Here is a 12,469-nt window from a genome sequence, read left to right as displayed (position 1 = left end):
CGTCTCCCTCGACTATCTGGTCTCAAAGGGTCGCCAGACGCTAGATCCTCAGTCGGCCGGCGCAAGCCCCATATCGGCGAAAAACGTCCTCATGCGCCGTAGCGGATCAAAAAATCCTCGGCGGAAAGGGCGCGGAAATCCGTCAGCGCCGTGCGCAAGGTGGCGTGATCCCAGTCCCACCAGGACAGCTTGTCCATGCGGGCACCAACCTCGGCGGTGAAGCGCTCGCGGATGAGCTTTGCCGGCACGCCGCCGACGATCGTATAGGGCGCGACATCCTTGGAAACGACGGCGCCGGCGCCGATGACAGCACCATTGCCGACCGTGACGCCCGGCAGGATGGTAGCACCGTGTCCGATCCAGACGTCATGCCCGATCACGACGCGGTTCTCGCGCCGCCAGGTAAAGAAGTCGGTTTCCATATCGGCATCCGGCCAATAATCGGCGGCGCGATAGGTGAAGTGATGCAGCGTCGCCCGCCATGTCGGATGGTTGGTGGCATTGATGCGGACGCTGGCCGCGATGTTGACGAACTTGCCGATCGTCGCGCACCAGACGGCGCCGTCCTGCATGATATAGGAGTAGTCGCCGATCTCGACCTCGTCGATGCGGCAACGGTCGGAGACCTCGGTATAGCGGCCGAACGTCGAGTTCTTGACGGTTGCGGTCGGGCTGATGAAGGGCGTTTCGCCCAGTTGGCGGCTCATGCGGCGGACTTTCTGGGCGAGAAACGGGAGACGTCGAGAATCCGGCTACCGACCGCTTCGCGCACCTCCTCGTCGTGGAAGATGCCGAGCAGGGCAACGCCGGCCTTTTTCTTCTCCTCGATCATCGAGACCACGACGGCGCGGTTCCGGGCGTCGAGAGAGGCGGTCGGTTCGTCGAGCAGGAGAATGGCGTGGTCGGTGATGAAGCCGCGGGCAATATTGACGCGTTGCTGCTCGCCGCCCGAGAAGGTGGCGGGCGGCAGCTGCCAGAGCTCTTGCGGCAGATTGAGCTGGGCGAGCAGGGCACCGGCCCTTTGCCGAGCATCAGCCAGCGCCACGCCGCGCGCCAGAAGCGGCTCGGCAACGACGTCGATGGCGGCCACGCGCGGCACGGTGCGCAAGAACTGGCTGACATAGCCCATGGTATGGCGGCGAACCTCGAGCACGGTGCGCGGATCGGCGGTGGCGAGATCGGTGATCCTGTCCTTGTGCGCCACCAGGATCTGGCCGGCGTCGACGGCGTAGTTGCCATAGATCATCTTCAAGAGCGAGCTCTTGCCGATGCCGGAGGGGCCGCCGAGCACGACGCATTCGCCGGCTGCGACCGAGAAGGAGACATCGGCGACGACAGGCAGGCGAATGCCGTCGCGCAGATGCATGGTGAAACTTTTGAAGACTTCGGAAACGACGAGGGGGGTTGCCATGGTTTTTCCTCAGACCTGCAGGATCGAAGAGACGAGCAGTTGCGTATAGGGTTCGCGCGGATCGTCGAGCACGCGGTCGGTCAGACCATGCTCGATGACGTAGCCGTCCTTCATCACCATCATGCGATGCGACAGCAGGCGGGCGACGGCGAGGTCGTGGGTGACGATGATCGCCGACAGGCCGAGATCGTTGACGAGGCCGCGCACAAGGTCGAGCAGGCGTGCCTGCACCGAAACGTCGAGGCCGCCGGTCGGCTCGTCCATGAATACCAGGCGCGGGCCGGTCACCAGGTTGCGTGCGATCTGCAGGCGCTGGCGCATGCCGCCGGAGAAGGCGCGCGGCTGGTCGTCGATGCGGTCGGCGTCGATCTCGACGCGTTCCAGCCAGTCGACCGCCGTGGCGCGGATATTGCCGTAATGACGGTTGCCGATCGCCATCAGCCGCTCGCCGACATTGGCGCCGGCCGAGACCGTCATGCGCAAGCCGTCGGCGGGGTTCTGATGAACGAAGCCCCAGTCGGTCCGCATCAGGAAGCGGCGCTCCGCCTCGTTCATGCGGAAGAGATCGCGATAGGTTTCGTCGCGCATGTGGTATTCGACGCTGCCGGTGGTCGGCAGCAGCCGTGTCGAGATGCAGTTGAGCAAGGTGGTCTTGCCCGAGCCGCTTTCGCCGACGATGGCCAGCACTTCGCCGGGCCAGAGATCGAAGGAGACGTCGCGGCACCCGATGCGGCTACCGTAGAATTTCGAGATGTTCTTGACCTTGAGGAGTGGTGTGTCGCTCATTCGGCGGCCTCCTGATTGGGTGCCTGCGCATTTGGTGCCAGCCCATTTGGTGCCAGCATGATGCCGACATGGCCGTGGGCGCGGCGGTCTTCGCAGAAATCGGTGTCGGAGCAGACGAACATCCGTCCGCCCTTATCGTCGAGGATCACTTCATCGAGATAGACCTGCTCGGCGCCGCAGAGCGCGCAGGGCTTGTCGAAGCGCTGCACTTCGAAGGGGTGATCCTCGAAATCGAGGCTGACCACGTCGGTATAGGGCGGCACCGCATAGATGCGCTTCTCGCGGCCGGCGCCGAAAAGCTGCAACGCATCCGACAGGTGCATTTTCGGATTGTCGAATTTCGGCGTCGGCGACGGGTCCATCACATAGCGACCGGCGACCTTGACCGGGTAGGCATAGGTGGTGGCGATACGGCCGTTGCGGGCGATATCCTCGTAGAGCTTTACATGCATGAGGCCGTATTCCTCGAGCGCATGCATCTTGCGGGTTTCGGTCTCGCGCGGTTCGAGGAAGCGCAGCGGTTCCGGGATCGGCACCTGATAGACCAGCACCTGGTTAGGCCCAAGCTTGGCTTCCGGGATGCGGTGGCGTGTCTGGATGATGGTCGCCTCTTCCGTGCGGGTGGTGACCGCGACATTGGCGACTTTCTGAAAGAATGCGCGGATGGAAACAGCGTTGGTCGTGTCGTCGGCGCCCTGGTCGATGACCTTCAGGACATCGTCCGGCCCGATGATTGCCGCCGTCAACTGCACGCCGCCGGTGCCCCAGCCATAGGGCATCGGCATTTCGCGCGAGGCGAAGGGCACCTGATAGCCGGGAATGGCGATCGCCTTCAGGATGGCGCGGCGGATCATCCGCTTGGTCTGTTCGTCGAGATAGGCGAAGTTGTAGGTGGCGAGTTCGGTCATTCGGCTGCCTCCGTCAGGGGATCCTTGCCGCCGTCGCGGGCGGCCTCGAAGTCGCGGCGCATGCGGCGCACCAGGTCGAGTTCGGCCTGGAAGTCGACATAGTGCGGCAGCTTCAGATGTTCGACGAAGCCGGTCGCCTGCACGTTGTCGGAATGGGAGATGACGAATTCCTCGTCCTGGGCCGGCGCAACGATATCCTCGCCAAGCTCTTCGGCGCGCAGCGCCCGGTCGACCAGCGACATCGCCATGGCCTTGCGCTCGCTCTGGCCGAAGACCAGGCCGTAGCCACGGGTAAACTGCGGCGGCGCCTTGGCCGAACCCTTGAACTGGTTGACCATCTGGCATTCGGTCACCTGGATGTTGCCGAGCGACACGGCGAAACCGAGTTCCGGTACATCGAGTTCGACCTCGACTTCGCCGATGCGGATTTCGCCGGTGAAGGGATGGTTGCGGCCATAGCCGCGCTGCGTCGAATAGCCGAGTGCCAGAAGGAAACCCTCGTCGCCGCGGGCGAGCGCCTGCAGGCGCAGGTCGCGGGTCATCGGGAATTCCATCGGCTCGCGCGTCAGGTCGCCGGTTTCGTGGTCGATCGGCATGTCGCCGTCGCCCTCGATCAGCCCTTCCTCGGCCAGGATCTCGGAGACGCGTATCACGCGGCCCTCTTCCGCCGACCGCTGCATCGGCTCGTCCACCGGCTCGTCGGTGAGCAGGCCCGGGTCGAGCAGGCGATGGGTATAATCAAAGGTCGGGCCGAGAAGCTGGCCGCCCGGCAGGTCCTTGTAGGTGGCGGAGATGCGGCGCTCGATCTTCATCGCCGCCGTATCCAGCGGCTGGGAATAGCCGAAGCGCGGCAGCGTCGTGCGGTAGGCGCGCAGCAGGAAGATCGCCTCGATCATGTCGCCGCGCGATTGGCGCACGGCCAGTGCCGCCAGCGTACGGTCATAAAGCGAGGCTTCGGCCATGACGCGGTCGACGGCGAGCGCCAGTTGCGCGACGATCTGGTCGATGCCGAGGGCCGGCAGCGAACGGTCGCCACGGCGACGATCGGCCAGTAGCCGGTGAGCATTGGCGATGGCGGCTTCGCCGCCTTTTACGGCAACATACATGCGTCAGATCTCCGTCGCGATGATCTTGGTGGTGCGCGGCAGGCAAAGGAATTGCCGTCCCGCCGTCAGAACGAGGTCGACGCCGCGCGGGAAGAGCGCGCGATTATCGTTCCAGAAGCGCAGGAACGTGTCCGGCAGGCCGATTGGCGCGATCATGTTGATGTCGGCAATGCCAGGGCCGGAAAGCGCCAGCTCCTTGCCGCCCTCGAGGCTCGTGATTTCCAGTAGGATCGTCGTCGAGCGGTCTGGATATTCCTGCGTGCCGACGTCGAACTGGTTGAGCGAGGCGAGTACCACCCCGGCTTCGACGAAGGCAAAGCGGGCTTCGAGCTTTTCCGTTGTCACCGGCGCGCCGGTGTGGAAGCCGAGCCATTCCGGCATTGCGGAGCGTGCAAGGCCGCTCGACAGCCAGACCTGCGTATCATGGTCGCAAAGGGTGAGCCCAATGGCGCCGGCGGCGATGCCGAGGGGCGCTGGAGGCGCGATGTCGGAGGTGACCGTCTGCAGGGTTCCCGGCCGCGCCATCGCGTCCATCATCATCTTGAAGACGCTCTGCGCGTCGAAGACCGGGTTGGCGAAGCCGCCGGTCAGGGCGTCGTTGTCAGGTATGGTGGAGATATCGGAAAGGGTCATCAGTCTTCTCCGCGGACCATGGTGAAGAAATCGACGCGGGTGGCGGCGGTCTCTTCTGCTCGTTGGCGATCCCGTCCGGCGATCCGCTCGGTGATCGGCAGCAGGATCGCCTTTTCGACGAAATCCTTGGTGGCCGGCTGATGCCAGAGCGCGTCGAAGATCGCCGCCAGCCGGACCTTCTCGCGGTCGGTACCGAGCGCATGCGCGTGGCCGACCGTGCCGGAGGCGAGCCTGATGGTGGCGCGCGTCACCGTGACCTCGCCGAGATTGAAGGGCGAACCGCCGCCGCCGATACGTCCACGCACCATGACGAGCCCGGTTTCCGGCCCGCGCACGGGTTGGATAGCCGGCTTGTCGGACAATGCTTCCCAGGCTGCGTCGAGCTCGTCGCGCTCGGCCCGCGCCAGAAGGTCCGCCGTGCGCTTACGTTCCTGGCGCTCCTGCGCGGCTGCCTCTTGTCTCTGTGCTGAATTCATCCCGCCATCCTCAAAATGTCTATTGATATAGACAACCATACAAGGTATGTTTTATATCTATTGGGGCGACGTGACAAGCGTATGACAGGGTAAGCGAGAAATATGGCGGGGCAGAAGGTACAGAGGCAGACGGGCGTGGCGCTCTGGCGGCAGATTGCCGACCGCATCCGCGCGTCGATCAATCAGGGCGATTTCGACGAAACGGGCATGGTGCCGCCGGAAACGGCGCTGGCGCTGCAATTCGGGGTGAACCGGCACACCGTCCGCAGCGCGTTGGCGGCCCTGGGGCAGGAAGGCATCGTCCGTGCCGTGCAGGGGCGGGGCACCCTGATCGAGCGCAAGGAACGGCTGAATTTCCCGATCTCGAAACGGACGCGGTTTTCGCAAGGGATCGGTGACCAGGTCCGGGAGTCCAGCAGTATGCTGGTGGCGACCAGCGATGAAATCGCCAATGCCGAGGTGGCCCGCTGGCTGAAGCTGGAACCCGGCGCGGCTGTCGTTCGGCTGGAAACGCTTGGCCGGGCCGATCATCGCCCGGTATCGCGCGCCACGAGCTGGTTCCCTGCCGATCGTTTTGCCGACATCGCCGAGATCTACAAGGCCACCGGTTCGATCACCAAGGCCTTCCGCGAACTCGGCGTGGCCGACTATGTGCGTGTCGTCACGGAAATCACTGCGGCCCATGCGGAAGAAGGCGATCTCGCCGACCTCGAGCTCTCCCCCGGCGCCATCATCATGACCACCCGCGCCCTCAATGCCGATCTCGATGGCGTGCCGGTGCAATATTCGATTTCACGCTTTGCCGCGGATCGAGTGCGGTTCACGATCGAGAATTGATCATAAAAAAGCCGGGGAGAACAAATCTCCCCGGCTCATTGATAGAAAGACTAAAAGCCGCTCAATGCGCGCCGGACATATCACCGAGCACTTCCTTGGAAGCGACGGTGGAGTCGGCGTTGAGCTTGTAGACCATCGGCACGCCGGTCGCGAGGTTAAGCGCCAGGATCTGTTCCTTGGTCAGGCGGTCGAGGACCATGACGAGCGAGCGCAGCGAATTGCCGTGGGCGGCAACGAGCACCGTCTGGCCGGCGAGTACGCGCGGGAGGATTTCGGTGAGGTAATAGGGCCAGACGCGGGCGCCGGTATCGCGCAGGCTTTCGCCGCCGGGCGGGGGCACGTCGTAGGAACGGCGCCAGATATGCACCTGTTCCTCGCCCCACTTGGCGCGGGCGTCGTCCTTGTTGAGGCCGGAGAGATCGCCATAGTCGCGCTCGTTCAGCGCCTGATCCTTGATGGTTTCGAGGCCAGGCTGACCGACTTCATCGAGGATGATCTTCAGCGTGTGCTGAGCGCGGGTGAGATCCGAGGTGAAGGCGATATCGTATTTGATGCCGTAATCGGCAAGCGCCTTGCCGCCGGTCTTGGCTTCTTCAACACCGAGCTCAGTCAGGTCGGGGTCCTTCCAGCCGGTAAAGAGATTCTTCAAATTCCAGTCGCTCTGCCCATGGCGAACGAGGACGAGAGTACCGCTCATGAAATATTCCTCCTTGGTAAAGCAATTCCAGGAAAAGTGCGTAGCGGTTTTCCGTCCGGAATTGCGTAAGAACAAAAGGTTGGAGCGGTTCAGCAGTTTCGTGCTGAACCGCTCCGGTATCGTATCAACGTGTGGAAAGCCCGAGGACATCGAGCATGGAATAAAGGCCGGGCTTCTTGTCGCGCGCCCAGAGAGCCGCTTGAAGCGCGCCGCGGGCAAACAACGACCGGTCGCCGGCGCTATGGGACAGCGTCAGGCGCTCGCCTTCGCCGGCAAAGATGACGGAGTGATCGCCTATGACGGCGCCGCCGCGCAGTGTGGCAAAGCCGATCGATCCTGCCGGGCGCGGTCCGGTAAAGCCGTCGCGCACCCGGACGGAATGATCGCCAAGATCGATGCCGCGTCCTTTGGCTGCCGCTTCGCCGAGCAGCAGCGCAGTACCCGAGGGCGCATCGACCTTGTGCTTGTGGTGCATTTCGAGGACTTCGATGTCCCAATCGGCCGGGGGAAGCGCCCGCGCGGCCTGCTCGACAAGGACGCTCAGGAGGTTGATGCCGAGGCCCATATTGCCCGACTTGACGATGCGGGCGTGTCGGGCGGCGGCCTTGAACCTGGTCTCGTTTTCCGCCGAGCAACCTGTGGTGCCGATGACGTGGACGATGCGCGCCTGAGCGGCGAGGTCGGCGAAGGTGACGCTGGTTGCCGGCGTGGTGAAGTCGATGACGCCGTCGGCATGCAGGAAGGCTGATAGCGGGTCGTCGGTGACGGGAATGCCGATCGGCCCCAGCCCGGCGATCTCGCCGGCATCCTTGCCGATGAAGGCGGAGCCCGGACGCGCGACGGCGGCATGCAGGGTCAGGCCCTCGGTAGCGTGGATGAGGCGGATCAGCGCCTGTCCCATGCGGCCTGCCGCGCCAACCACCACCAGCTTCATCGCATCGTCGCTCATGTCGTCTCTATCGTCTTATTTGCGGGAATTGCCGGTAACGGCCGGTCGCTGAAGGTTGTTGAGGCGAGCGTAAAGGCCATTGTCGGCCTCTGCAAGCGTCTCGTGGTTGCCCTCTTCGACGACGCGCCCATTCTGCATGACAATGATCTTCTCGGCCCGAACGACCGTCGACAGGCGGTGCGCAATGACGACGACCGTGCGGCCGCTCATGGCTTCGTCCAGCGCCTTCTGCACGGCGGCTTCCGACTCGGTATCGAGCGCCGACGTCGCTTCGTCGAGCAGGAGGATCGGCGCGTTGCGCACCAGCGCGCGGGCGATCGACAGCCGCTGCCGCTGGCCGCCGGAGAGCGTCACGCCGTTTTCGCCGACCGGCGTGTCGTAGCCCTGCGGCTGTGCCATGATGAAATCATGGGCGTAGGCATGCCGCGCCGCTTCCTCGATTTCGGCACTCGTCGCTTCCGGACGGCCATAGCGAATATTGTCGCGGATCGTGCCTTCGAAGAGATAGGGCTGCTGCGAGACATAGGCGAGATGTTGGCGCAGCGACTGCTTGGTGACGTGGCTGATGTCCTGCCCGTCGATGAAGATGCTACCGGCCTTCGGGTCGTAGAAGCGCGGAATGAGATTGATGACCGTGGACTTGCCGGCGCCGGAGGGGCCGACGAGCGCCGTCGTCTGTCCGCCTTCGGCGGTGAAGCTGACGCCGCTGAGGACGCTATCGTCGCCATAGGCGAAATCAACATCGCGGAATTCGATACGGGCTTCGGTAACGACCAGCGGCTGGGCGTCCGGCAGGTCGCGCTGGCGCGGCTCCATGTCGAGCAATTCGTAGATCATCCGCGCGTTGACGACGGCGCGCTCCAGCTGCACCTGGAGCTTGGCGAGGCGTCGGGCCGGATCGTAGGCTAGAAGCAGCGATGTGACGAAGGAGAAGAAGGCGCCGGGCGGAACGTCATGATAGATCGAGCGATAGGCGGCATAACCTAGCACACTGGCGACCGCGAAGCCGGCAAAACTTTCCGTCAGCGGCCCGTTGCGCTCCGACAGGCGGGCAATGCGGTTTTGCCGATGCTCGGCTGCGGTGATCAGCTTGTTGATCTTGCGATCCAGCTGCTCTTCCATCGTGAAGGCCTTGACGATGGAGATACCCTGGATCGTTTCCTGCATCGCGCCGAGAACATGGCTGTTCAGGTTCACCGCTTCGCGTGTCGCCGAGCGAAGCCGCTTGGAGACGTAGCGCAGTGCATAGAGTAGCGGCGGTGCGGCGATAAAGACGGCAAGGCTCAGCATCGGATCCTGCACCACCATGACGCCGAGCAGGGCGACGAAGGTCAGAAGGTCGCGTGCTGTCGAGGTGATCGTCAGGTTCATGACGTCGCGAATGCCCGAGACGTTCTGGCTAACCCGCGCGGCAATCTGCGCCGAGCGCGCTTCGTTGAAGAAGCCGACCGACAAGGTCATCAGATGCGCATAAAGCCGGCGCTGGTAGCGCGCGATGATGTTATTGCCGATCTTGCTGAGGAGGACGGATTGGAAATAGCCGGCGAAACCGCGCACTACGAAAGCTGCGAAGATCGCGGAGCAGATGATCCAGACGATCTCGGCCCGGCGCTCGACGAACGCCTGGTTGATGATCGTCTTCATGATGTAGGCGATGAACGCCGTCGAAAGCGCCACCAGGATCAGGCAGGCGATAGCGACGGAATAACCCCAGATGTGCTCACGGCCATTTTCGGCAATGATGCGCTTCAGGATACCACTGATGGTCTCACTGTCGACGCTATTGTTTTTGGTATCGGGCGATTTCAAAAATCGGCTTCCTGTCTCAAACCAAGCGAGCCGCACATGGCACATGCTTTCGCGGCTCTATAAAGAGTTAGGACGGCTTTGGCTAGAGATGGCTTGCCGCTCTGGTTAAGGGGCAAGCCATGGAGCCAAGATCATTATAAGGGAAGGAAGCCCCTTCAAAAAGGCTGCCTGCGGCCCTGACCGGATCAACGCCGCCAGCGGCGGCCATCCGTTGCCAGGCCGAAACTGGCCGGTGCGCGGGCATAGGCCGTGAGGCCAGAGAGTGCCGCCAGCGGATGAGTGACCACATGCGTCGGGATCGATTTCAAGAGCGCGGTATGCGGCGCCTTGTCTTCGAAGGCGGCGCGGAATTCTGGTTTCTGTAGCGCCGGCAGGATTTTTTGCGAGATGCCGCCGGTGATATAGACGCCGCCGCGCGCCATGAAGACCAGCGCGATATCGCCGGCGACGCGACCGAGATAGGTGACGAACAGCGTCAGGGTCTCTTCGGCCTGAATGTTGGTTTCGGCGAGCGCATGCGCCGTGATATCGGCCGGTTCCTTGAGGCTGGGCTCGATGCCGTCGGTCTTGCAGATCGCATGATAGAGGTTCTGCAGGCCGCGGCCGCAGAGGACCTGCTCGGCGGAAATGCGGCCCTCGATCGTTTCCAGATGCGGCCAGATCTGCAGATCGCGCTCGCTGCGCGGTCCGAGGTCGATATGGCCGCCTTCGCCCGGCACGGGGATCCAGGCATGCTGGGCATGAACGAGACCGGCGACGCCGAGGCCGGTGCCCGGGCCGAGCACGGCGCGCGAGGCGACCATGCCTTCCGATATCTCGCCGATGGTGGCGCGATGCTCTTCGGAAATACCGGCGATCGCCAGCGCCTGCGCTTCAAAATCATTGATGATCAGCACGTCTTCCATGCCGAGATTGGCGATCATCGTCTTCGGGCGGATCACCCAGTCGCAATTGGTCAGCGGAATTTCGTCGCCCCGCACCGGACCGGCCATGGCAAGGATCGCCGAACGCGGCCGCACCGCCGACTTGGCCAGGGCTTCCTCGATCGCGTCGTCGATCGTCTTGAAATTGGCGGTTTGCACGATCGGAAAATGCGCCGGCTCGGAATGGGCATCGACGACAATGGAGAAACGCGCATTGGTTCCGCCGATATCGCCGATCAGGATCGGAAAGGGCAGAGGGGCTTCGCTGTGATTGAGCTCGGGCATGGACAGGTCCGTGTCTGCCGCCTGAAGGCGGATTAATGGGTCAGTGTCTTGATCAGGCGGTCTGCGGTAGCTTCGTTAAGGGCCATCGGAATGTCGTAGAGAACGGCAAGCCGAGTCAACGCCTTGACATCGACATCGTGTGGCATCGGTGTGAGTGGGTCGATGAAAAAGATGACCATGTCGATATCGCCGGTGGCGATCATCGCGCCGATCTGCTGGTCACCGCCGAGCGGGCCGCTTTTAAGGCGGGTGACCTTGAGGTCGGGAGAGGCGTCGAGGACCCGGCCGCCGGTCGTGCCGGTGGCGACGATATGCCAATCGGCAAGCACATCCTGGTTGCGGCGTGCAAACTCCGCCATTGCATCCTTCTTCTGATCATGCGCGATCAGCGCGATGCATTTGCCGCCGGCCATGAAACTCCCACTCCGTCTCGGATTTTTTAATCGATTTATCCGCCTTCTATACCAAGAGGCCGGCCTTTGAAAGACCGCCTCGGCCGCCGTCACTGCTGTGGAATGCTGCCGGGCGGCGTGTTGCCCGTGCCGCTGCCGGAAACCGGCAGCGTGCCGGTTGCGGTCGTCGGCGCGGCTGCCTTGATGCCATAGGTGGCGGCGCGGGCCGAGGGAACCGAAGGCGCGTCCAGCACGGCCTGGCAGGCTTTGGGCAGGTCAGACACCATGACCTCGCGGGGTTTCACCGGCGGCTTGGTGCTCGGTTTCGGCTTGGCCCAGGGTTCGGGACCGAGCCACCAGGCAAGCGTCTTGTCGCAGCCGTCGCCTGCGGCAACCGGGGCCTGCGGCGTGCAGCCGACCGAGCCCGCCGGGCAGCTCAAGCGGATATGGAAATGCGAGTCGTGGCCATATTCCGGGCGCAGCTTGCCGAGATTGGTGCGGTCGCCGGTCCAGCTGTCGCACATCTTCTTCTTGATCGCCGGATTGACGAAGATGCGCTGGACTTCGGGATAGCTGGCGGCGCGCATCAGCAGGCGGGCATGCGCCGGCGTCCAGACCCTGTCGTTGATCGTCAGGAACTTGTCCTTCGCCAGCATCGAGGTGAAGGGCAGGCTTTCGCGCTCGGCCGCCGTCAGCGTCCGCGGTGGCATCGGCGTCAGCCAGACGTCGGCATCAAGGCCGATCTGATGCGAGGCATGGCCGTTGAACATCGGTCCGCCGCGCGGCTGCGCCATATCGCCGACGAGCAAGCCCGGCCAGCCGTCATATTTGGCGGCGTCGCGCGACAGGCGTTCAAGGAGCCCTACCATTTCCGGCCGGCCCCAGCGGCGATTGCGCGACGGGCGCATGGCCTGCCAGGTCGGCCCATCGGTTGGCAGCGCCACGGCGCCGGAGAGGCAGCCCTTGGCATAAAAGCCGATCGATTGCGGCGGTCCTGCCGTCGGCAGCGCCACCCCGCCGAAGATCGCCTTGGCGCTGCCGGGCGTCGGGCCAGCCTGCTGGGCCAGCGCATCGCCGGTAACAAGGCTCGCGCCGATCGTGGTGGCGAGGGCTAGTTTGCTGACGGTGCTGATGGTTCGAACCAGGAGTGAAATCATGTGGTTCCTTGAGATGCTGCCGGCGTTGGCCGAAGTGATTTGCAACGAAATCTATCGCATAACCCAGAAAATCGGAATCGATTTTCCGGCTGCCTGTGTC

The 12,469-nt window shown here is 63.5% G+C and carries 14 protein-coding genes; 1 reads left to right on the top strand and 13 read right to left on the bottom strand.

Annotation, left to right across the window (positions count from 1 at the left end; all coding sequences use genetic code 11):
- Nucleotides 1-89: 89 nt before the first annotated feature.
- The 7 genes from AC1RO0_RS25275 to phnG are packed head-to-tail and all read right to left on the bottom strand — an operon-like array spanning nucleotide 90 to nucleotide 5,320.
- The gene (locus AC1RO0_RS25275) at nucleotides 90-707 is read right to left on the bottom strand and encodes a DapH/DapD/GlmU-related protein (protein WP_498595326.1); all 618 of its coding nucleotides are present in this window, start codon (nucleotides 705-707) and stop codon (nucleotides 90-92) included.
- Complete coding sequence (gene phnL / locus AC1RO0_RS25270; RefSeq protein ID WP_034519834.1) at nucleotides 704-1,411, bottom strand: phosphonate C-P lyase system protein PhnL; 708 nt, start codon at nucleotides 1,409-1,411, stop codon at nucleotides 704-706. The genes AC1RO0_RS25275 and phnL overlap by 4 nt, the downstream gene beginning before the upstream one ends.
- A gap of 9 nt (nucleotides 1,412-1,420) precedes the next feature.
- Nucleotides 1,421-2,197, bottom strand: coding sequence for a phosphonate C-P lyase system protein PhnK (gene phnK / locus AC1RO0_RS25265; RefSeq protein ID WP_436030531.1), 777 nt, complete (start codon nucleotides 2,195-2,197; stop codon nucleotides 1,421-1,423).
- On the bottom strand, nucleotides 2,194-3,105 hold the full coding sequence (locus AC1RO0_RS25260) for an alpha-D-ribose 1-methylphosphonate 5-phosphate C-P-lyase PhnJ (RefSeq protein WP_498595325.1): 912 nt from the start codon (nucleotides 3,103-3,105) through the stop codon (nucleotides 2,194-2,196). The genes phnK and AC1RO0_RS25260 overlap by 4 nt, the downstream gene beginning before the upstream one ends.
- Complete coding sequence (locus AC1RO0_RS25255) at nucleotides 3,102-4,211, bottom strand: carbon-phosphorus lyase complex subunit (protein ID WP_498595324.1); 1,110 nt, start codon at nucleotides 4,209-4,211, stop codon at nucleotides 3,102-3,104. Before AC1RO0_RS25255 ends, AC1RO0_RS25260 begins: the two co-directional genes overlap by 4 nt.
- A gap of 3 nt (nucleotides 4,212-4,214) precedes the next feature.
- Nucleotides 4,215-4,844: a phosphonate C-P lyase system protein PhnH gene (gene phnH / locus AC1RO0_RS25250; protein ID WP_498595323.1), complete on the bottom strand. Its 630-nt coding sequence runs from the start codon at nucleotides 4,842-4,844 to the stop codon at nucleotides 4,215-4,217.
- Nucleotides 4,844-5,320, bottom strand: coding sequence for a phosphonate C-P lyase system protein PhnG (gene phnG / locus AC1RO0_RS25245; RefSeq protein WP_498595322.1), 477 nt, complete (start codon nucleotides 5,318-5,320; stop codon nucleotides 4,844-4,846). Before phnG ends, phnH begins: the two co-directional genes overlap by 1 nt.
- A 102-nt stretch (nucleotides 5,321-5,422) precedes the next feature.
- Here phnG and phnF point away from each other — a divergent pair, with 102 nt between their 5' ends.
- Nucleotides 5,423-6,157 (top strand): phosphonate metabolism transcriptional regulator PhnF, encoded by a 735-nt coding sequence (gene phnF / locus AC1RO0_RS25240; protein ID WP_498595321.1) that lies wholly within the window; start codon nucleotides 5,423-5,425, stop codon nucleotides 6,155-6,157.
- A 61-nt stretch (nucleotides 6,158-6,218) separates the two neighbouring features.
- Here the strand turns inward: phnF and AC1RO0_RS25235 are convergent, their stop codons facing one another.
- The 6 genes from AC1RO0_RS25235 to mepA form a co-directional block, all read right to left on the bottom strand.
- Entirely contained in the window at nucleotides 6,219-6,854 is a 636-nt protein-coding gene (locus AC1RO0_RS25235; RefSeq protein ID WP_498595320.1) for a 2,3-bisphosphoglycerate-dependent phosphoglycerate mutase, read from the bottom strand.
- Between the two features lie 124 nt (nucleotides 6,855-6,978).
- On the bottom strand, nucleotides 6,979-7,803 hold the full coding sequence (gene dapB, locus AC1RO0_RS25230) for a 4-hydroxy-tetrahydrodipicolinate reductase (RefSeq protein WP_498595319.1): 825 nt from the start codon (nucleotides 7,801-7,803) through the stop codon (nucleotides 6,979-6,981).
- A 15-nt stretch (nucleotides 7,804-7,818) separates the two neighbouring features.
- A complete protein-coding gene (locus AC1RO0_RS25225; RefSeq protein WP_498595318.1) occupies nucleotides 7,819-9,612 on the bottom strand; it encodes an ABC transporter ATP-binding protein in 1,794 nt (597 codons plus the stop codon).
- Nucleotides 9,613-9,797: 185 nt separating this feature from the next.
- A complete protein-coding gene (locus tag AC1RO0_RS25220) occupies nucleotides 9,798-10,820 on the bottom strand; it encodes a glucokinase (protein ID WP_498595317.1) in 1,023 nt (340 codons plus the stop codon).
- 32 nt (nucleotides 10,821-10,852) lie between these two features.
- Nucleotides 10,853-11,233, bottom strand: a complete 381-nt coding sequence (locus tag AC1RO0_RS25215; protein WP_498595316.1) for a methylglyoxal synthase — start codon at nucleotides 11,231-11,233, stop codon at nucleotides 10,853-10,855.
- A gap of 89 nt (nucleotides 11,234-11,322) precedes the next feature.
- Nucleotides 11,323-12,369 carry a penicillin-insensitive murein endopeptidase gene (gene mepA, locus AC1RO0_RS25210; RefSeq protein WP_498595315.1) on the bottom strand — a complete coding sequence of 349 codons (1,047 nt, stop codon included), beginning with the start codon at nucleotides 12,367-12,369 and terminating at the stop codon, nucleotides 11,323-11,325.
- Nucleotides 12,370-12,469: the final 100 nt, after the last annotated feature.

Source organism: Rhizobium sp. GW821-FHT14E12 (assembly GCF_058803745.1).
This window is presented reverse-complemented; position numbering and strand designations above follow the sequence as displayed.